Raw genomic sequence first — 20,580 nt, 5'->3', positions numbered from 1 at the left:
TTACTGGGGATAGCACGATGACCTTTCACCAAGCCAAGGGGCTGCGTCCCATCCGGCGCTTTACCTTGAACCGTGTCAGCGCGTTGGGAGTCGCGCTGATGCTGGCCTGCGCTCCGGCGCTGGCCGCCGCACCGGCGGAAAAGCCGGTGGGCGCCACCGTGGCACCGGCGGCAGCGCCGGCCGGCCTGTCGGTGGCCAAGATCGATTTCAAGCGCGGCGATGATGGCGCCGGGCGCCTGATCGTCCAGTTCGACGGCCAGGGCGCGGTTCCGGACCTGCGTACGCAGGGCAACAGCGTGGTGGTCGATGTCGGTAACGCCCGACTGCCGGCCAACCTGCAGAAGCCGATGAACGTCATCGACTTCGCCACGCCGGTGCAGCGCATCGACGCCAAGCCGTCCGGTGCCGGTACCCAGCTGGTGCTGAGCACCGGCGGTGCGGTCGAATCACTGGCCTACCAGAGCGGCAACGAATACGTGGTCGAGATCAGCCCGCGGCAGGCGCCGGCCGCTGTCGGTGCAGTCACCGCCGGCAGCGTCACCCAGGCTGCCAAGGCTGTTGGTCAGCGCGGTTTCACCGGCAAGCCGGTGACCTTCAACTTCCAGGACGTGCCGGTGCGCACCGTGCTGCAGTTGATCGCCGAGGAATCCAATCTCAACGTGGTGGCTTCCGATTCGGTACAGGGCAATGTGACCCTGCGCCTGGTCAACGTGCCGTGGGACCAGGCGCTGGACATCGTGCTGCGTGCCAAGGGCCTGGACAAGCGTCGCGATGGCAGCGTGATCTGGGTCGCTCCGCAGGCTGAGCTGGCCAAGTTCGAGCAGGAGAAGGAAGACGCGCGCATCGCCATCGAGAACCGCGAAGACCTGGTCACCGATTACGTCCAGATCAACTACCACAGCGCCACGCAGATCTTCAAAGCGCTGACCGAGGCCAAGGGCATCGGTGGCGGCAGTGGTGGTGGCAATGGCGGTGGTGGCGGCTCGTCGCAGGAGGAGAGTGGCTTCCTGTCCGGGCGTGGCCGCATCGTCGCCGACGAGCGCACCAACACGCTGATGATCAGCGACATTCCGAAGAAAATCGCGCGCATGCGCGAGCTGATCAGTGTGATCGACCGCCCGGTCGACCAGGTGCTGATCGAAAGCCGCATCGTCATCGCGACCGACACCTTCGCCCGCGAGCTGGGTGCGAAGTTCGGCATCAGCGGCAGCCGCGACAACGTGTACTTCAGCGGCAGCCTCGCTGCCAACGAGGAAACCCGCAAGTCGCAGGTCGATACCGCACTGGCCAACGCCAAGGCGGTCCGTGAGTGGCAGGCCGGTGGCAGCGTCGGCCCGGCGCCGATTCCCAGCGGCCCGACCATCAAGCGTGGCCTGAACTGGAACCTGCCGGTGGCTACGGCCAGCAATCCGGGTTCGCTGGCGCTGTCGATCCTCAACGCAGGCTACCTGCTGGACGTGGAGCTGTCGGCCATGCAGGAAGAATCGCGGGGTGAGGTGATCTCCAACCCGCGTGTGGTCACCACCAATCAGCGCGAGGCGATGATCAAGCAGGGCAAGGAAATCGGCTACGTCACCATCAGTGGCACCGGTGCTGCCGGTGGCGCCGGTTCCACCCCGAACGTGCAGTTCAAGGAAGTGGTGCTGGAACTGCGGGTGACCCCGACCATCACCAACGACAACCGCGTGTTCCTCAACATGCAGGTGAAGAAGGACGAAGTTGACCGCCTGATCGAACTGCAGGGCTACGGCACGGTACCGTCGATCAACCGCCGTGAGGTCAACACCGCGGTGCTGGTCGAGGATGGGCAGACCGTGGTCATCGGTGGTGTGTACGAGTTCACCGACCGCAGCAGCATCAGCAAGGTGCCGTTCCTGGGCGACGTGCCGTTCCTGGGCAACCTGTTCAAGAAGCGCGGCCGCAACAAGGACAAGGCCGAGCTGCTGGTGTTCGTGACCCCGAAGGTGCTGCGCGTGGCCAAGCAGAACTGAGCCCGCGCCTCAGCGAAACGCAGAAGGGCCGCCCTGCGCGGCCCTTCTCGTTTCCGCCCGTAGATCCACGCCATGCGTGGATGGGCCGTTCAGCCGTTCTTGATGCCATTCGCAGGGCACCCTGCGATGATGTCGGGAACCCGTGCCGTCCCGCGCCGGTCAAAGGCCCCCATGAACCTGCCACCGCCGATGCCCGAAACCGTCTCGCCGCCGTCCGCGCCGGCCACCTCCCGCCTGCATGCCGCTTTCAGCCAGCTGCGCGACGCATTGTCGGCCGAGATCGTCGGCCAGGCCGCGCTGGTCGAACGCCTGCTGATCGCGCTGCTGGCCGATGGCCACCTGCTGGTGGAAGGTGCCCCGGGCCTGGCCAAGACCACGGCGATCCGCGCGCTGGCCTCGCGCCTGGAGGCCGACTTCGCCCGCGTGCAGTTCACCCCGGACCTGCTGCCGGCCGACCTGACCGGCACCGAGATCTGGCGCCCGCAGGAAGGCCGCTTCGAATTTGTACCCGGCCCGATCTTCCATCCGATCCTGCTGGCCGATGAAATCAACCGAGCGCCAGCCAAGGTGCAGTCGGCACTGCTGGAAGCGATGGGCGAGCGCCAGGTCACCGTGGGCCGCCACACCTACGCGCTGCCGCCGCTGTTCCTGGTGATGGCCACGCAGAACCCGATCGAGCAGGAAGGCACCTTCCCGCTGCCGGAAGCGCAGTTGGACCGTTTCCTGATGCATGTGCGCATCGGCTACCCGGACCAGGCCGCCGAATCGGAGATCCTGCGCCTGGCCCGCGAGCGCGCCCGTGGTGCGTTGGGCGAAGCCGCACAAGCGCCGGAAAAGCTGCCGATGCAGGATGTGTTCGATGCCCGCCGCGAAGTGCTGGACCTGCACATGGCGCCGGCGCTGGAACGCTACCTGATCGAGCTGGTGCTGGCCTCGCGTGATCCGTCGCGCTATGACGCTGGCCTTGGCCGCCGCATTGCCTGGGGCGCCAGCCCGCGCGGTTCCATCGCGCTGGAGCGCTGCGCGCGTGCGCGCCTGGCTGGCCGGCCGCGATTTCGTCACCCCCGATGACGTGCGAGCGGTTGCTGCCGACGTGCTGCGCCATCGCGTGCTGCCCAGCTACGAAGCCACCGCTGAAGGCTGGGATGGCGAACGCCTGGTGCAGGAGCTGCTGGCCCGGGTGCCGGCACCCTGAGCCTGCGCATGACCGATCCATCCCTGCACCACGCCTCCTCCGTCAGTGACGGTGACGGGCTGCGCCCGCAACTGTCCGAACTGGTGGCGCTGCGCCGCCTTGCACAGCGACCGCCGCCGCCACGCCGTGGCCGCGCCGGCAACGCCGGGCAGGCGCCGTCGCCGCTGCGCGGGCGTGGCATGGAATATGCCGAGTCACGCGAGTACGTGGCCGGTGATGATGCACGGCATATCGACTGGCGGGTGACCGCGCGGACCGGTCGTGCCCACACCAAGCTGTTCCAGGCCGAACGCGAGCGGGTCAGCCTGATCGTGGCCGATACCTCGCCGGCCCTGTACTTCGGCACCCGCGTGCGCTTCAAATCGGTGCAGGCTGCACGCGCGGGCGCCGTCGCCGCGTGGTCGGCGCAGCGTCGTGGCGATCGCATCGGCGCCCTGCGTGGCAGCGACCGTGAACCACCGATTGCACCGGCAGGCGGCCCGCGTGGCGTATTGCGCGTGCTGGACGCGCTCACCCGCTGGTATGCGCAGCCCCCGGCCGATGACCTTGGCCTGGAACGTGCGCTGGACCATGCCGGTCGCGTCCTGCGCCCGGGTGCACGTGTGCTGGTGCTGGCCGATCCGCAGCAGGCCATCCGTATTCCGCCGGCGCGCTGGAGTGCGCTGGCCCAGCACCACGACCTCAGCCTGGTGCTGCTGGTGGATCCATTGGAACTGCAGCCTCCGTCAGCCGCGCTGCAGTTCCAGACCCTGCAGCAGCGCATCGGCCTCGACCTGCGCCGCAGCGAGGTCCAGGCCCATTGGCAGGCGCATTTCGTTGAACCGCTGCAGGACCTGCGGCGCCAGCTGGAGCGCGCCGCGTCGATGTGCAGGTGCTGTCCACCGACGCGCCCAGTGATGCCTGGCTGGCGCCATCCCCGACCGAGGTGCCGGCATGAGCGCGAACCTGCCGCTGCGCGATGTGCAGGTGCCACCCGCTCCATCGTGGTGGCCGCCGGCACCGGGCTATCTGATGATCGGCGGCGTGGTGCTGCTGTTGCTGGCGGTGGCTGCATTCTTCTGGTGGCAGCGTCGCCGTCGCCGCCAACGCTGGTTGCAGCTGTTCGATCAGGAGCTGGCATCTACCGCCGATGCTGCTGCGGAACTGGCAGCCATCGCCGGACTGCTGCGTCGCGCCGCACGCCAGGCGCAGCCCGGCAGTGAATCCCTGCGCGATGACGCCTGGTGGCAGCGCGTGGATCCGCAGGGCACATTGCCGGAAGCACGCCGAAGCCTGTTGGCCGAAGGTGCCTATCGCCCACGCGTGGACGTCAACGAGGTGGCCGCACTACGCCGCTGGGCGCGCGAGCGCTATCTGGCCATGGTGCTGGAGCGGCACCGATGAATCTGCTGGCAAGTTACTGGCCATGGCCGGACCTGCAGCTGGCGTGGCCGTTGGCCCTGCTGGCGCTGCCGTTGCCGTTGCTGATGCGCTGGTGGAAGCGTCGTGCCGATCCCGGCGCTGCGCTGCGGGTGCCCTATGCGGCGACGGAACTGGAAGCGCTGTCCGGTGGCGGCCGCGTTGACGTGTCGTGGCTGCGCACGCTGCTGTTGTGGCTGGGTTGGTGCGCGCTGTGCGTCGCACTGGCTCGCCCGCAACAGCTGGGTGAAGCGATCACGCCGCCGCAGGAGGGCCGGCAGATGATGCTGGCGATGGACGTGTCCGGCAGCATGGGCGAGGGCGACATGGTGCTGGGCGGGCAGGCGGTGGATCGCCTGACCGCGGCCAAGGCCGTGCTGGCCGATTTCCTTGATCGTCGTGCCGGTGATCGCATCGGCCTGCTGATCTTCGGCGACCGCGCCTACACGTTGACGCCGCTTACGGCCGATCTGGCCAGCGTGCGCGACCAGCTGCGCGACAGCGTGGTCGGCCTGGCCGGGCGCGAGACCGCCATCGGTGATGCCATCGGCCTGGCGGTGAAGCGCCTGCGCAGCCAGCCTGAAGGCCAGCGCGTGCTGATTCTGCTGACCGACGGCGTCAGCAATGCCGGCGTGCTGGAACCGCTGCGTGCCGCCGAAGTCGCGCGTGCCGAGGGCGTGCGTATCCACACCGTCGCCTTTGGCGGTGATGGCAGCATGCGCCTGTTCGGTATTCCCATTTCCGCCGACCAGGATCCGGTCGACGAGGCTACCTTGAAGAAGATCGCAAGCATGACCGGCGGCCAGTTCTTCCGCGCCCGCGACACTGCACAGCTGGCCGGCATCTACGCCGAACTGGACCGGCTGGAGCCGATCGCCGCGAAGGGACCAAGCCTGCGACCGCGAGAGGAACGCTATGCTTGGCCGCTGGGCCTGGCCTTGCTGCTGGGCGCATTGGCCTGGCTGTGGCCGGAGCGTCGCCGATGATCGCGCTTGCTTCGAATCTTCCTGACTGGAACGTGCTGCACTTCCTGCGTCCGGAATGGCTGTGGGCGTTGCTGGCGCTGCCGTTGATCATCGCTGTGGCGTTGTATCGGCAGCGGCGCAGCGACGTGTGGCGAACAGCGGTGGATGCCCACCTGTTGCCGCATCTGCTGGCTGCGGGCACGCGCCGCCGTGCACGCCTGCCCTGGGCCGTGCTGCTGGGCTGGACCCTGGCAGCGCTGGCCATGGCCGGGCCGAGTTGGCGGCAGCAGGCGCAACCGATGTTCCAGGCCAGCGCACCGCTGCTGGTCGTGCTGGATCTGTCCAGCCGGATCAATGCCACCGATCTGCCGCCGTCGCGCCTGCTGCAGGCTCGGGCGAAAGTGGGCGAGCTGCTGCGTGCCCGCCAGGGTGGCCAGGTGGGGCTGGTGGTCTATGCCGAGGATGCCTACACCGTGGCACCGCTGACCGACGACGGCAGCAACGTCGCGCTGTATCTGGACGCGCTGTCGCCGGATGCGATGCCGCGCGACGGACAACGCGCCGACCGTGGCATCGACTGGGCGACGCGGTTGATGCGCCAGATCGGGGCATTGCGGGGGCAGATCCTGCTGGTCAGCGATCAGGCGGATGATGAAGCGGCACTGGCCGCAGCGCAGGCGCGCAGCCTCGGCATGCAGGTGTCGGTACTGGGGCTGGGCACATCTGCTGGTGCGGCGTACCGGGATGGCACTGGGCAGATCCGCCAGGCCGCGCTGGATGAAGGCAGCCTGCGTGCGGTGGCGACCGCAGGCGGAGGCCGCTATGCCCGCATCGCCACCGATGACAGTGACCTGCGTGCGCTGGGCGTACTTGATGCACGCGAAGGTACTGCAGCGCAGCGGCCCGGCGAGGGCAAGCAATGGCGTGATGAAGGGTTCTGGCTGCTGCCACCGGTGATGCTGCTGGCGCTGCTCGCTTTCCGTCGCCGCGCGCTGCTGGCGGCGATGCTGGCGGTGGGCCTGCTGCCATGGATGAGTGATGTGCAGGCGCAGGCGCCTGCGGTGCCGGCTGCACCGCCGGCGCAGGGCACGCTGTGGAAGCGCGCCGACCAGATGCAGCACCAGCGTCTGGCCGAAGGTGTGCAGGCTTACCGCAACGGTGATTTCGCCAGTGCCCGCAAGCAGTTCGAGGGCATCGACAGCGATGCGGGCTGGTACAACCTGGCCAATACGCTGGCCCGCCAGGGCAACTACGACGAAGCCATTGCCGCCTACGACCGCGCGCTGGCACTGCATCCCGGCATGGCAGATGCGGTCGCCAACCGTGCCGTGGTCGATGCCGCGCGCAAGCGCAAGCCGTCGGGTGGCAAAGGCCAGGATCAGCAGAAGCCTCCGCAGAACGGGCAGCAAAAACAACCGCAGAATGGTCAGGGCCAGCAGAATCCGCAGGGCCAGCAGCCGCAGCAGGGCCAGCAGAATCCCGGTCAGGGACAGCCACAGTCGGGCCAGCAGGGCCAGCCCAATCCCGGTGACGACAAGAACCAGTCGAGCCCGCAGCCCGGCGAGCGCGGCCGCGATGGACAGCAGGCGCCGCCACAGGTCGAGGATGCCAAGGCGCAGGCCCAGGCTGATAAGCAGCAACGCCAGCGCATGCAGCAGGCCATGCAGCAGGCACGTGAGGGCAAAGGCGATCAGGATGGCAAGCCCGTTCCAGGCAGCGACGGCACCACCCCACGCCAACGCGAGGAGCAGCAGGCGGTGGAGGCGTGGATGCGGCGCGTGCCGGATGATCCGGGCGCATTGCTGCGGGCCAAGTTCCAGCTGGAAAACGAACGCAGGAAGAGGGAAGGGCGATGACGCGGGCGATCAACATGCACGGGCACTGGCCCCGACAGGTACTGGCGGCACTGCTGCTGTGGCTGCCGCTGCTGGCCTGGGCGCAGCCGCGTGCGTGGCTGGACCGCGACCGCATCGCGATGGGCGACACGGTCACGCTCAATGTCGAGAGCGACCAGGGCGCCCCTGACTTCACACCGTTGCGCACCGACTTCGACCTCAGCGGGCAGACCAGCAGCCGCCAGGTAGCGTGGAGCAATGGCAGCATGCAGCAGCGCAATCTGTATGGCGTGGCACTCACGCCACGGCGTAGCGGTGCACTGGTGGTGCCGGGCCTGCAGGTGGGCAGCGTACGCACCGCACCGTTGACCCTGCAGGTGGATGCCGCTGCCGTGGCCGGTCCCGACAGTAATGCGGTGGCGTTCATCGAAACCGTTGTCGATGACGAGACACCGTATGTGCAGCAGAGCGTAGGCGTGGTGGTGCGGTTGTATTTCGCCTCGCAGCTGGCCTCCGGCGAACTGGTGCTGGATACACCGGCCGGTGCGTCGTTGCAGCGGGTGGGCGATGACCGCACCGATGTGAGACAGGTCAACGGCCGCCGCTACAACGTGGTCGAGCGGCGCTTCCTGCTGATCCCCGAGCGCAGCGGTGCGCTTCGGCTGGCCGGTGCGCGCTTCAGCGGGCGCAGTGCCGGTGGCTTCTTTGACGACTTCTTCGGCGGCGGCGACGGGCGCATGAATGCCACCGGCGCCGATCGCACGTTGCAGGTGCAGGCGCAACCGGCACAGGCGCCGCAGCCATGGCTGCCGCTGCAGGGCCTGCAGCTGCGCTACACCAGTGCACCGACCAGCGCCCGTACCGGCGAGGCGGCCAACGTGGTGGTGGAGGCGATTGCCGAAGGCGCTACCCGCGCGCAGTTCACCGATCTGCCGGTGCCCGACGTCGGCAGCGCCGCGCAGGTGTTCGCAGAACCTGCGCAGTACGAAGAGACCTTCAATGGCAGTACGCCGCGGCTGAAGATCACCCGCCGCTATTCGATCGTGCCGCGCCAGCCGGGTTCGCTGGTGGTGCCGGGGCCGCGCCTGCCGTGGTGGGACGTGCGCAATGGCAAGGCACAGGAAGCGAAGCTGCCGGACCTGACGCTGGCCGTGGTGGCCGGTAACGGGGCTGGCAGTGCGCCACCTGCACCGCTGCCGCCGATCGACACCGATGCGGCGCTGCCGGATGGCGATGGCCAGGACAGCCGTATCGCGGCGACCGATCCGCGCGCCAGTGGTTTGTCCGAGCGTCCGTGGCCGTGGATGGGCGCCGCCATCGGCCTGGCGTTGCTGTGGCTGTTGACGCTGTTGTGGGGCTGGCAGCGAGGCCGTCGCCCGCGCGTGGCGGCACCCGTGGCGGCCAAGGGCGCTGTGCCGGCTGTGGCGACTGGACGTGCCGGCGTGGCCGAACTGCGCCGCGCGCTGGATGGTGAAGGGTTTGATCAGGTGGAAGCGCAGCTGTGTGCGATGGCCGGTGTCGAACGTATCGAGCAGGTCATCGCGCGGCTTGAGGATGCCGCCCAGCGCCAGGTGCTGCAGGAACTGCAGCAGGCCCGATGGGGCGGTCAGGGTGATCTTGCGCCGCTGCGCACGCGCCTGCGCGAGGTCTTCCGTGACGGACCGCACTGGTCGGCGGCAGCAAAGACCGCTGACACTGGCCTGGCGCCGCTGTATCCGCCGCGGCGAACCTGAACCGGCGCCGCTTGCGCGCTTTGTTAGAGTGCATTCATTTTTCGAGGAAACCCGCGCATGACAGCAGCTGCTGCCGACAAGAAGAAGTTGCCCCTGCATTGGAAGATGGGCATCGGCTTTGCGATCGGCCTGATCCTGGGACTGATCGTGCATGCCCTGGGCGGCAGCGTCGATGGTCTGCAGGCCGGTGCCAAGTGGGTAATGGACTACATCACCACCCCGGCGTCGGGCCTGTTCCTCAACCTGATCTTCATGCTGATCGTGCCGCTGATCTTCTCGGCGCTGATCATGGGTGTGTCGGAGATGGGCGACATCCGCGCCCTTGGCCGCATCGGCTGGAAGACCCTGGCCTATACCGTGCTGCTGTCCGGCATTGCCGTGGGCATCGGGCTGGTGCTGGTGAACCTGCTCAAGCCGGGTGTGGGCGTCGACCCGCAGGTCGCTGCGATGATGCTGTCGGAGAACGCCGAGCGCAGCAAGGAGATTGTCGCGGGCATCCACGGCACGCCGAAGGGCATGGACATGCTGCTGTCGATCGTGCCGAGCAACGTGCTGCAGGCCGCGTCTGACAACGGCGCGATCCTGTCGCTGATGTTCTTCGCGCTGATGTTCGGCATCGGCATGGTGCTGACCGACAACGAGAAGGTCGCGCCGCTGCGCCGCGCCATCGAAGGCGTGTTCGAAATTTCGATGACCCTGATCAACCTGGTCATCCGCCTGGCCCCGTATGCGGTGGCCTGCTTCATGTTCAACCTGGCCGCGCTGTTCGGCTTCGAGCTGATCGTCCGCCTCGGTGCCTACGTGGGCGTGGTGGTGTTGGCACTCGGCCTGCACATGGTGGTGAGCTACGGTACGGCCGTATGGCTGTCCGGTCGTTCGCCGCTGTCGTTCTTCCGCGATACCCAGGAAGCGACGGTGATGGCGTTCTCCACCGCTTCCAGCAACGCTACCCTACCGACCGCGCTGCGCGTGGCCGACCAGATGGGCCTGCCGCAGCGCGTGTCGCGCTTCGTGCTGACCGTGGGCGCCACCGCCAACCAGAACGGCACCGCGCTGTTCGAGGGCGTGACGGTGATCTTCCTGGCCCAGTTCTTCGGCGTGGACCTGAGCATCGGCCAGCAGATCATGGTGATGGCGGTCTGCATCCTCGGTGGCATCGGCACGGCCGGCGTGCCGTCAGGCTCGCTGCCGGTGGTGGCGATGATCTGCGCGATGGTGGGCGTGAACCCGTTGGGCATCGGCCTGATCCTGGGCGTGAACCACTTCCTGGACATGTGCCGGACCGCGCTGAACGTGACCGGCGACCTGGCCCTGACCACCCTGGTGGCCAAGGGCGAATCGCACGATGGCCCGGCGCTGGGCCCGCAGCAGGACTGAGTCCGGATTCCCGCCCCCGGACTCCGGGGGCGGTAGTGCCGGCCGCTGGCCGGGTACGCGTCATCGCATGCGCGCTGCCGCTCCCACGTTTCGCGATGCGAATCGCGGGCCCCCCTTACCGGCCTCCACACCCCGGCGCCTATGGCGCAGCCCCCGGACTCCGGGGGCGGGTAGTGCCGGCCGCTGGCCGGGTACGCGTCATCGCATGCGCGCTGCCGCTCCCACGTTTCGCGATGCGAATCGTGGGCCCCCCTTACCGGCTTCCACACCCCCGCGCCTATGGCGCAGCTCCCGGACTCCGGGGGCGGTAGTGCCGGCCGCTGGCCGGCAACTTCATGATCTTCATTGGATTCTGCGCAACTGCCGGCCAGCGGCCGGCACGACCGGGCAAGGTGAACCGACCCCCTGCCCGGCGACTATGGGACAATAGGCCGCCCGCACGTCCGCGGCCGCCTCCCGATTCCGACAGAACCATGACGCAGCCTACCCGTCGCCAGTTGGCCAACGCCATCCGCTTCCTTGCCGCCGATGCGGTTGAAACCGCAAAGTCCGGCCACCCCGGCATGCCCATGGGCATGGCCGACATCGCCGAAGTCCTCTGGAACGACTATCTCCGCCATAACCCGAGCAACCCGCACTGGTTCAACCGCGACCGTTTCGTGCTGTCCAACGGCCACGGTTCGATGCTGCAGTACGCGCTGCTGCACCTGAGCGGTTACGACCTGCCGATCGAGCAGCTGAAGCTGTTCCGCCAGCTGGGCAGCCACACCGCCGGCCACCCGGAACGCCACGAGACCCCGGGCGTGGAAACCACCACCGGCCCGCTGGGCCAGGGTTTCGCCAATGCCGTGGGCTTCGCCCTGGCCGAGAAGCTGCTGGCACAGCGCTTCAACCGCCCGGAACTGGAAGTGGTCGACCACCGCACCTGGGTGTTCATGGGCGATGGCTGCCTGATGGAAGGCGTGTCGCATGAAGCCGCTTCGCTGGCCGGTACCTGGGGCCTGCACAAGCTGGTCTGCTTCTGGGACAACAACCACATCTCCATCGACGGCAACGTCGAGGGCTGGTTCACCGACAATACCCCGGAGCGTTTCGAGGCCTATGGCTGGAACGTCGTGCGCGATGTCGATGGCCACGACCCGGAAAGCATCAAGGCCGGCATCGAGGCCGCGCTGTCGCAGAGCGACAAGCCGACCCTGATCTGCTGCCGCACCACCATTGGTTTCGGTTCGCCGAACAAGGCGGGCAAGGAATCCAGCCACGGCGCTCCGCTGGGCAAGGACGAGCTGGAAGCCACCCGCAAGCAGCTGGGCTGGGAATACGGTCCGTTCGAGATTCCGCAGGCGATCTACGACGGCTGGCGCGCCAATGGCGCCGGCACCCTGCGCCAGGCCGAGTGGGAACAGCTGTTCGACAAGTACGCCAGCCAGTACCCGGCTGAAGCGTCCGAGCTGACCCGCCGTTCGCACGGCGAGCTGCCGGCCGACTTCGTTGCCAAGGCCGATGCCTACATCGCCCAGGTGGCCGCTGAAGGCCCGACGATCGCTTCGCGCAAGGCCTCGCAGCTGGCCATCGAAGCCTACGCCCCGCTGCTGCCGGAAATCGTCGGTGGCTCGGCCGACCTGGCGCACTCCAACCTGACCCTGTGGAAGGGCAGCAAGTCGGTTGCCAGCGACGACGCCAACGCCAACTACGTGTACTACGGCGTGCGCGAGTTCGGCATGACCGCCATTGCCAACGGCCTGGCCCTGCACGGCGGCTTCATTCCGTTCGACGCCACCTTCCTGGTGTTCAGCGACTACGCCCGCAACGGCGTGCGCATGAGCGCACTGATTCCGGCGCACGCCATCCACGTCTACACCCACGACTCGATCGGCCTGGGCGAAGACGGCCCGACCCACCAGCCGGTGGAGCACCTGGCTTCACTGCGTTACATCCCGAACAACGACGTGTGGCGTCCGTGCGATGCGGTCGAGTCGGCGGTGAGCTGGAAGGCTGCGATCACCCGCCAGGACGGCCCGAGCTGCCTGGTGTTCAGCCGCCAGAACCTGCCGCACCAGCCGCGCAGCGCCGAGCAGATCGCCCAGATCGAGCGCGGTGGCTACGTGCTGGCCGATGCCGCCGGCACCCCGGACGTGATCCTGATCGCCACCGGTTCGGAAGTTTCGCTGGCCACCGAAGCCAAGGCCCAGCTGGATGCGGCCGGCCTCAAGACCCGCGTGGTCTCGATGCCGTCCACCGACGTGTTCCTGCGCCAGGATGCGGCCTACCGTGAATCGGTGCTGCCGAACGCCGTGCGCAAGCGCGTGGCGGTGGAAGCCGGTGTCACCGGCTTCTGGCGCCAGTTTGTCGGCCTGGACGGTGCGGTGATCGGTATCGACACCTTCGGTGCCTCGGCCCCCGCCGACCAGCTGTACAAGCACTTCGGCATCACCACCGCCCACGTGGTGGAAGCGGCCAAGGCGCTGTAAGCAGCCTCGCGAAGCAGGAAGGGAAAGGCCGGCGCACGCCGGCCTTTTCTTTGCTCGAGAGAAAAGGGGACGGAGGGGATTAAGTCGTTTGTGCACAACCGACTTGATCCCCTCCGTCCCTTTTTCGTCCGGCATGTTGCGCCCTGCGGCACCAGTGTCGCGTTGGCCTCTTCATCTAGCCTGCATTCCTTGCGAAAAGGAGGGCCTGCCGAGGTACCCCCGGAAGTAGTCATGGACAAGAAGAGCGGCGCAGAAACCCATGGTGGATTTGCGGGGTGTAAGGTGATGCCTTACAATGGCGCCGCATGATCGTCAGCTTCAGGCACAAGGGCCTGAAGGCGCTCTATGAGCGGGGCGACATGTCCGGAGTCCGTGCCGATCATGTGGCTCGGTTGCGGCGTTTGCTTCTGCAGCTGGATCAAGCCCGGCTGCCTGGAGACATGGGGCTGCCCGGAAATCGCCTGCACCCCCTGTGCGGGAGCTATAGCGGCTACTGGGCTGTAAGTGTCTCGGCGAGTTGGCGATTGGTGTTCCGCTTTCGTGGGCTGGACGTCGAACTGGTCGATTACCTTGATTACCACTAGGAGTCTGCTCGATGCCGTTGCATGATCCACCGCATCCCGGAGAGTCGCTGCGCGAAGACATCCTGCCGGCGATAAGCATGTCGATCAGTGCGCTGGCGCAGCATCTTGGCTATTCGCGCGGACAGCTGTCGACCATCATCAACGGGCACGCTGGCATCTCCGCGGAACTTGCATTCCGCCTTGAGCTTGCAGGTCTGGGCAATGCCCGCATGTGGCTGGCGATGCAGGCGGCATACGACCTGTGGCAGGTCGAGCATCGAGCGCATCCACCGATTGCCCATCTGTATCTTGAGGATGCAGTGAGGATAGAGCGGTAGATCTACGCCATGCGTGGATGAGAAAAAGGGGACGGAGGGGATTAAGTCGTTTATGCACAAACGACTTAATCCCCTCCGTCCCCTTTTTTCAGGCGGTGCGTGCCAGTGCGAGGCGCAGCAGTCGCGCGTCCAGGCGTTCGGCGAAATCCTTGGGTGCCTGCAGGCCCATGCGCTGCAGGTACACCGCATCGCCGTCGCCAGCCGGTTGCCGCAGCGCTGCCCAGACGGTACGCAGTTTGTCGCCGCGGGTCTGCGTGTTGGCCTTCAGCCAGCCCAGCGCTTTCACCAGCACCTGCTCGATCTCGTTGAAGTCGCTGCCCAACGGATAGTCGGGCAGGCTGCCATCGACGCGGAACGGTGCCAGTGCCGCGGACAGTGCCTGCGGCGTGTTGCGCTGCTGGCGCTCCGGATCCGGTTGCGTGGCCGCCAGCAGCTTGCGCGCGGCGTGTGCCTGCTGCAGCAGGCCGCCCTGGAACGGGGCCTCGGTGATTGCGGTCATCGCATGCACGCAGTCCTCGTCGGTCAGGCCGCGCAGGTCGGCGATGCCGTATTCGTTGAGGTAGATGTCGCGCAGGTGGCGTGGGATGGTGGTGTGCCCGTAGTTCCAGCGCACGTTGGATTCGCGCTGGCCCTTGTCATCGCGCGCGGCGCGGAACATCAGCACGCTGCGCGCTTCCGGCAGCGCATGTGCCATCGCCACGAAGTTGTACTGACCACCCACGCCGGACACCACACGTCCATCATCCAGCGCATCCGACACCGCCGCGCCCAGCGCGGTGGCCATCATGCAGGAGTTGAAGAAGCGCGCGTGGCGGCGCTGCAGGCGTTCCAGTGTCTCGTTGCCACCGTACAGCTGGTTGATCTCGCTGATGCGGCGCATGCCGATCGCACGGCATTCGTCTTCCGGCAGCGTGCGCAACCACTCGTAGAACTCCGGCGAACCCAGGTAGAACGCGCCGTGCAGGTACTCGCCCTCGGCGGCCAGGGTGGCGTGATCGATGGACAGCGTGCTGCCATTTTCAATACGCTGCATAAGCGCCAGGTCGTCGTGCACCTTGCGTTTGATCACCCCGGTCTGCACCAGCCGGCGGAAGCCCTCGTTGAGCATTTCGCTGCAGCCATACAGGCCGACCTCGAACGGATCCAGTCCGCCGATTTCCTGCACCAGCGGGTGGCTGGCCAGCTGCGGATCCAGCGCGTGCAGCACGCGGCGGTAGCGCGCGTTGTCGGTGTGGCGCAGCACCAGCGCATGGCTGAGCGCGTCGGCCAGCGTGCCGATGCCGATCTGCAGGGTGCCGCCGTCGCGCACCAGCGTGCTGGCATACAGGCCAATGGCGTAGTCGGCATCGCCGACCGGCTGCCGCGGCAGGCCGAACAACGCCGGGTACGGTGGTGGCGGGGTGATCACCAGATCGAAGAACGACACATCGACCGTGGCCGAGCCACCCAGGTAGGGTAGCTGCGGATCGATCTCGGCGATCAGCAGCGGGCGAGGCAGCCCGCGAGCGGTCATCGCATCCAGCGTGTCCTGGGTGATGTCGTTGTTGCACGACAGCGAGAGCCGGCGGTCGTTCGGTCGCATCGCCACCTTCTGCACGATCACCTGCGGCGCGCTGCGCCACCGCATCGGCAGCGTGGGTGTAGTTCAGGCTGGTATAGCTGGACTGCGCCTGCCGCGAGCCGAGCAGGGCGCCGGACTGCATGTAGAACTCTTCCACCTGCACATGCGCCGGCAACGCGTCGCGCGCGATCGCATCGGCATAGGCCAGGCGCGGGAAATCGTCGCCGAAATGGCGCTGCGCGAACGGCGCCATGAAGCGCGCTTCCAGGCCGTTGCCGCGCGCCTTCGGCGGGTTCAGCGACAGCGCGGTATACAGCTGCAGCGGCCGCGACGGATCGTGCTCGACGCGTGCGTAAAGGGCATTGAGCAGCCGATGCGGCTTGCCCAGTGCCAGCGGTGCCCCGATCCGCAGCGGCCCGTCCACGCGCGCAAACAACCAATCGACGGCGGCGTCCAGGTCGGTGAGGTGTTCGGTCATGCGCGGCGGTCCTGCGTGTGGGGGAGTGCGGGCATTACAGCATGTCGGGCTTGAACCGCCGTCGACGCGAGACTTCGGCGCCGGACACCATGAACTGCCCATCGCCGCGGTAATGCATCGTGCGCGGTAGTTTCGGCCGGGGCGCAACATGGGCGCGTACGATTTCCCAGATGAACAGGTTGTTCGACGCCACCTGGCTGTCGTCGTACAAGCGGCATTCGAAGCACGAATGGCATTGCCCGACCAGCGGTGCACCGACCTCGCGCGCCGGCAGCGCATCAAGCTCGAAACGGGCGAACTTGTCGACCTCGCGGCCGCTGCAGTTGCCGATGTCCACCACGGTATCGAGCAGTTCCACCCCCGGCACATTGATCACGCACTCGCCGCTGCCACGCGCCAGCGCATGGCTGTGGTTTGCGTCCCACAGGTAGGTGGCGACCAGCGAGGGCGAGAAGCCCATCACCATGTGCCAGCCCATCGTCATCAGGTTGCGCTGGCCGCGCCAGGCGGTGCTGACCAGCACGATCGGCCCGGGTTCGAGGAAGCGGCGGGCCTGCTCGACCGGGAATTCCTTCTTGGGCAGCGCTTTCATCCGGGGCCTGGGGCGGGAGGAATCGATGCTGGCGCAGCCGGGATGAACCTGGAGTCGAGGGGCTTGACAGACGATTCGATTACGCGCGTAATCGGGTCGTCGATTACGGATGTAAACCATGACCCCGATCAGCGAAGCCGAAGCCGTTGTGATGGAGGTGCTATGGCAGCAGGCACCGCGTAGCGCCGATGACGTGGTCGCCGCACTGGCCCACCGTGACTGGGCCGAGCCGACCATCAAGACCCTGCTCAACCGCCTGCTGACCAAGGGCGCGATTGCTGCCGAGCGCGATGGCCGGCGCTACCTGTACCGGCCGCTGCTGCAGCGGCCGGCCTGGGTGGAGGCGCAGAGCCAGGACTTCATCGGCCGTGTCTTCGAAGGGCGCGTTGCGCCGCTGGTTGCGCACTTCAGCGAACGCGGCCAGTTGAGTGCGCAGGACATCGCCGAACTGAAGAAACTGATCCAGGAGCTGGACCATGACTGAGCTGCTCGATGGGCTGTGGCAGGCCAGCCTGTGGCTGGCGGTGGGCGTGGTCGTGCTGGCGGTGCTGCGACCCTTGCTGGTGCGGCTGGGGGGCGTGGCGTTGGCCTACCGCAGCTGGTGGCTGCTGCCGTTGCTGCTGCTGGCACTGATGCTGCCGTTGCCGCAGGTGGCACTTCTGGAGCATGTGCCGACGCTGCCGCTGAAAGTGGTACCCGGCGCCGTCGAAGGCATGGCAGGGCAGTCGTTGCCGTGGGCCGGGCTGTTGCTGCTGGCATGGATGATGGGGGCGGTCCTTTGTCTGCTACGCGATCTACGTGCGCAGCGGCGCTTTGAACGTGGCATGGGCCAACTGTGTGCACGCGCCGATGGCAGCTGGCAGGCCAGCGCCGACCCGGGCCTGCCCGCGCTGGTCGGCCTGTGGCGTCCGCGCATCGTGGTAGGCCCGGATTTCGACCAGCAGTTCACCGCACAGGAGCAGGGCCTGATCCTGCAGCACGAGCGCAGCCACCGTCGCAATGGCGATCACTGGGCCAATGGGGCGCTGCTGATGGCACGCGCGGTGTTCTGGTTCCATCCGCTTCTGCCGTGGGCCTCCCGCCGACTCCTGCGTGACCAGGAGCTGGCCTGCGATGCCCGCACCATTGCCCCGCAGCCTGCGCTGCGCGGTCTCTACGCCAGCACGCTGCTGAAGGCGCAGCTGGTCCATCCGGTTGCGCCAGCGGTCTGCCATTGGCGCAGCCAACCCGTGTTGAAGGAGCGTATCGCCATGTTGAAGCAGTCCAAGCGGAAGGCATTGCCGTGGGTGTCGGGGCAGGTGCTGGTGGTCGGGTTGTGTCTGGGAATGGGCGCGGTGGCGTGGGCCAGCCAGGGCGGTGCAGCCGCAGACGGCCAGACAGGGGCCGCCATGGATCGGGAGATAGAGGTCGACAAGATGCCGCCGCCGTCCTATCCGAAGTCCGCGTTCGAACAGCGTCAGGTGGGCGTGGTGAACCTGCGCGTGGAAGTGGATGCCAAGGGCCATCCGACTGACGTCCAAGTGCTCAGCGCAACCAATCCGGGTGTGTTCGATGCGGTGTCGATCGCCGCTGCGCGGAGCTGGACCTATCGTCCGGCGATAAAGAACGGAAAGCCCGTTGCAGGGGCTGTGAAGATTCCGATCACCTATGCCATGGACAACACCGAGGACTCCCAGTGAAGACCGCGCCGCTGTTGATGATGGCGGCGCTGTTGGCAGGATGCGCGACCCAGGATCGCCTGACCACCGTTGATACCCGCAGCGAGAATGTCGGCCATCAGCGCCTGCAGCCGCAGGCCGGTGGCGGCAGCGGGCAAGTGCAGACGTACTCGCTGGGCGCGAGCGAGGGCTACCGGATGCCGCAGTTGTACGCGGCGCCGGATCCGGAGGTCGGTGATCGTGACCCGCGTGCGGAGCTGGCACCGACCACCATCTGCCTGCAGGTGGTGGTTGATGCACAGGGCAGTGTCGAACGCAGCGTGCCGCTGACCGATCGCCCTGAGTGCGCGGCAGGTGCTGCAGGCGAGAATGCGCCCCTGCTGCAGGCGGCGCAGGAAGCCGTGGCGATGTGGAAGTACTCGTCCGCAGCGGTCTGCCACTTCGCGGCTGGCAAGGTGCCTGCCGACCGTGGCGACTGTCGCGGCGCCGAGCGCGTCGAGCCGGTGGCGGTCACCCTGCAGTATGCCTTCACCTTCGAGATCGTGAAGGGACAGCACGTGGTGCGTACGCAGGGAAAATGACCGCTTGCGATGACCGGGGCAGCGCCGGGCCATGCCCGGCGAGCGCAGCGGCGTGGATCAGGCCCCGCCCTGGATGTTGGCCTTCACCGCGGGCTGCATCAGCTTGGGTTCTTCCAGCGTCGCATCGCGTGCCTGGCGCACGCTGACGAACTCCGCCTCGGCCACGCCGTCATGCACGTGGATGTTGTGCGCGCTGTTCGCCGATGGTGGTTTCGTTGGCGAATGCACGACCACCCGGACCGTAGTCGTGGCAGACGAACACGCGCGTCGCATCGGGCAGCGCCAGCAGGCGCTGGATCGAACGGTACAGCTGCGCGGCATCGCCACCCGGGAAATCGCAGCGGGCGGTACCGCCGTCGGGCATGAACAGCGAGTCACCGGTGAACAGCGCATCGTCGATCAGGTAGGCGATGCTGTCGCTGGTATGGCCGGGCACGGCGATCACCTGACAGCGCAGTTCGCCCACAGCAAAGGTTTCGCCATCGCTGAACAGGTGATCGAAGATGTCATCGGCCGCAGGAAGCTGCAGGCCGTAGCGCGGCGCGAAGGTGGCCTGCACCGCGCGGATGCCTTCGCCGATGGCCAGCGTGGCCTGCGGGAAGCGCTCCTTCAGGCGGCGCCCGGCCGACACATGGTCGGCGTGGGCGTGGGTTTCCAGCAGCCAGCGCAGCTGCAGGCCCTGTTGTTCGATGGCCTGCAACGCGGCATGCAGCGGCGCTTCACTGCTGGCGTCGGTATCCGGGTCGTAGTCCAGGACCGGGTCGATCAGCGCTGCCTCGCCGCTGGCCGGGTCGCTGGCCAGATAGCTGAAGGTGTTGCTGTCACGGTGGAAGAACGACTGCACCTGGACCGGCATCGGAACTCTCCTCAGCGCGTGCCGAGCACGCGGTTCAGCAACTGCGCCAGGTTCTCACCGGCCAGTCGCAGCTGCGCTTCGGCCAGCGGCCGGTAGCGCTCGGTGTATTCGTCACCGATTTTACGCGTGGCCGGATAAACGCCAGCTTGCATGGAAATGCGGCAGCTGGCCTCGGCCCACGTCTGCGGGTCGCGCTGCGGGTTGGACTGGCGCGCCAGCTTCGGCGCGCTGGCTCTGCAGCAGCGGGAGATAGCCGGCGTCGTCCAGCTTGCGGGTGTTGAGCATGCCGCTGTCCCACAGCGAGTGCAGGTTGGTACCGCGGTTGCCGAACTGCAGCTGGAAGTCGTTGCCGCCCTTGTCGTGGGCGTAACCGGCGTGCATCGGCTGGTGGATGTCGCCGACCAGGTGCACGACGAACTTCAGCGCCTGCAGGCGCTCGCCGTCGGTCAGGCTGCGGTCGCCGAGGATGGCGCTCTGTGCCTTCAGGGCCTCGACGATGCAGTTGCCGTTCTTGCAGTGCTTCGGTGCTTCGTAGTGGCAGTTGTCTTCGGCGATGTTGACGTAGTGCCAGCCGGCCGAGCGACGGCCCAGGCCCGGATCCTTGGCGCGCAGCTGGTCGGCCCAGGGGGCGATGCTGGCCAGCGTGGCATCCGGTTCGGTGGCCAGCAGGCGGTCCACTTCGGCGCGGGCGGTGGGGTTGAGGCGGGCGTCGGCGACTTCGGCGACCAGACGGTGGCCTTGCGCGCCCCAGGCATGGGCGGGGGCGGAGACGGACAGCAGGGCCGGCGCCAGGGCGGCGGCGAGGAACAGGGAGTGCAGGGCTTTCATGCGCACATTCTAGCGGGGCGCGAAGAGGAGGGGGCTGGCATGACGACCCATGGAGAGACAGTCACGTCCTCAGTGGCCTGTCTGGTCGAATTTGAGACTGGCACGGTCATCACTCTGTAAGCCGGGAGAGCGCTCCCACATGGCAAAGTTGACCATGCGG

General features: G+C 67.3%; 15 protein-coding genes and 4 pseudogenes. 15 read left to right on the top strand and 4 right to left on the bottom strand.

The genetic code is table 11. The features are described 5' to 3' along the window. The first annotated feature begins 17 nt into the window (after positions 1-17). From ACZK2V_RS18640 to ACZK2V_RS18585, 12 genes and pseudogenes are all read left to right on the top strand, one after another. Positions 18-1,991, top strand: a complete 1,974-nt coding sequence (locus tag ACZK2V_RS18640; RefSeq protein WP_049422631.1) for a type IV pilus secretin PilQ — start codon at positions 18-20, stop codon at positions 1,989-1,991. A 171-nt stretch (positions 1,992-2,162) separates the two neighbouring features. Then, entirely contained in the window at positions 2,163-3,062 is a 900-nt protein-coding gene (locus ACZK2V_RS18635; protein WP_486322665.1) for an AAA family ATPase, read from the top strand. Beyond that, entirely contained in the window at positions 2,944-3,186 is a 243-nt protein-coding gene (locus ACZK2V_RS18630) for a hypothetical protein (RefSeq protein ID WP_486322664.1), read from the top strand. The genes ACZK2V_RS18635 and ACZK2V_RS18630 overlap by 119 nt, the downstream gene beginning before the upstream one ends. A gap of 8 nt (positions 3,187-3,194) precedes the next feature. After that, positions 3,195-4,123, top strand: a pseudogene (locus ACZK2V_RS18625) (DUF58 domain-containing protein). Continuing rightward, positions 4,120-4,569, top strand: a complete 450-nt coding sequence (locus ACZK2V_RS18620; RefSeq protein WP_486322663.1) for a DUF4381 family protein — start codon at positions 4,120-4,122, stop codon at positions 4,567-4,569. The pseudogene ACZK2V_RS18625 and the gene ACZK2V_RS18620 overlap by 4 nt, the downstream one beginning before the upstream one ends. Further along, complete coding sequence (locus ACZK2V_RS18615; RefSeq protein WP_049422627.1) at positions 4,566-5,570, top strand: vWA domain-containing protein; 1,005 nt, start codon at positions 4,566-4,568, stop codon at positions 5,568-5,570. The genes ACZK2V_RS18620 and ACZK2V_RS18615 overlap by 4 nt, the downstream gene beginning before the upstream one ends. After that, complete coding sequence (locus ACZK2V_RS18610) at positions 5,567-7,405, top strand: tetratricopeptide repeat protein (protein ID WP_486322662.1); 1,839 nt, start codon at positions 5,567-5,569, stop codon at positions 7,403-7,405. The genes ACZK2V_RS18615 and ACZK2V_RS18610 overlap by 4 nt, the downstream gene beginning before the upstream one ends. Further along, complete coding sequence (locus ACZK2V_RS18605; protein WP_329811392.1) at positions 7,402-9,117, top strand: BatD family protein; 1,716 nt, start codon at positions 7,402-7,404, stop codon at positions 9,115-9,117. Before ACZK2V_RS18610 ends, ACZK2V_RS18605 begins: the two co-directional genes overlap by 4 nt. 57 nt (positions 9,118-9,174) lie before the next feature. Beyond that, positions 9,175-10,494, top strand: coding sequence for a dicarboxylate/amino acid:cation symporter (locus ACZK2V_RS18600; protein WP_049400752.1), 1,320 nt, complete (start codon positions 9,175-9,177; stop codon positions 10,492-10,494). A gap of 473 nt (positions 10,495-10,967) precedes the next feature. Then, a complete protein-coding gene (gene tkt / locus ACZK2V_RS18595; protein ID WP_132810703.1) occupies positions 10,968-12,965 on the top strand; it encodes a transketolase in 1,998 nt (665 codons plus the stop codon). A gap of 305 nt (positions 12,966-13,270) precedes the next feature. Continuing rightward, on the top strand, positions 13,271-13,549 hold the full coding sequence (locus tag ACZK2V_RS18590; RefSeq protein WP_486322661.1) for a type II toxin-antitoxin system RelE/ParE family toxin: 279 nt from the start codon (positions 13,271-13,273) through the stop codon (positions 13,547-13,549). Between the two features lie 11 nt (positions 13,550-13,560). Then, complete coding sequence (locus ACZK2V_RS18585) at positions 13,561-13,866, top strand: HigA family addiction module antitoxin (protein WP_486322660.1); 306 nt, start codon at positions 13,561-13,563, stop codon at positions 13,864-13,866. 88 nt (positions 13,867-13,954) lie between these two features. Here the strand turns inward: ACZK2V_RS18585 and ACZK2V_RS18580 are convergent. Then, positions 13,955-15,905, bottom strand: a pseudogene (locus tag ACZK2V_RS18580) (acetyl-CoA hydrolase/transferase C-terminal domain-containing protein). Between the two features lie 34 nt (positions 15,906-15,939). Next, on the bottom strand, positions 15,940-16,497 hold the full coding sequence (locus tag ACZK2V_RS18575; protein ID WP_154264289.1) for a flavin reductase family protein: 558 nt from the start codon (positions 16,495-16,497) through the stop codon (positions 15,940-15,942). Between the two features lie 118 nt (positions 16,498-16,615). Between ACZK2V_RS18575 and ACZK2V_RS18570 the strand changes: the two genes are divergently transcribed. Genes ACZK2V_RS18570 through ACZK2V_RS18560 form a run of 3 tightly spaced genes read left to right on the top strand, consistent with a single transcriptional unit; the run spans position 16,616 to position 18,736 of the window. Further along, complete coding sequence (locus ACZK2V_RS18570) at positions 16,616-16,981, top strand: BlaI/MecI/CopY family transcriptional regulator (RefSeq protein ID WP_049422658.1); 366 nt, start codon at positions 16,616-16,618, stop codon at positions 16,979-16,981. Next, positions 16,974-18,176 carry a M56 family metallopeptidase gene (locus tag ACZK2V_RS18565; RefSeq protein WP_486322659.1) on the top strand — a complete coding sequence of 401 codons (1,203 nt, stop codon included), beginning with the start codon at positions 16,974-16,976 and terminating at the stop codon, positions 18,174-18,176. Before ACZK2V_RS18570 ends, ACZK2V_RS18565 begins: the two co-directional genes overlap by 8 nt. Further along, positions 18,173-18,736 (top strand): hypothetical protein, encoded by a 564-nt coding sequence (locus tag ACZK2V_RS18560; protein WP_032127863.1) that lies wholly within the window; start codon positions 18,173-18,175, stop codon positions 18,734-18,736. The genes ACZK2V_RS18565 and ACZK2V_RS18560 overlap by 4 nt, the downstream gene beginning before the upstream one ends. 57 nt (positions 18,737-18,793) lie before the next feature. On the opposite strand, the pseudogene ACZK2V_RS18555 reads toward ACZK2V_RS18560, so the two are convergent. Continuing rightward, a pseudogene (locus tag ACZK2V_RS18555) lies at positions 18,794-19,592 on the bottom strand (MBL fold metallo-hydrolase). A gap of 11 nt (positions 19,593-19,603) precedes the next feature. Then, positions 19,604-20,420, bottom strand: a pseudogene (locus tag ACZK2V_RS18550) (S1/P1 nuclease). Between the last annotated feature and the right edge of the window lie 160 nt (positions 20,421-20,580).

The sequence above is a fragment of the Stenotrophomonas sp. 93052_Sma genome, assembly GCF_056481145.1.
This window is presented reverse-complemented; position numbering and strand designations above follow the sequence as displayed.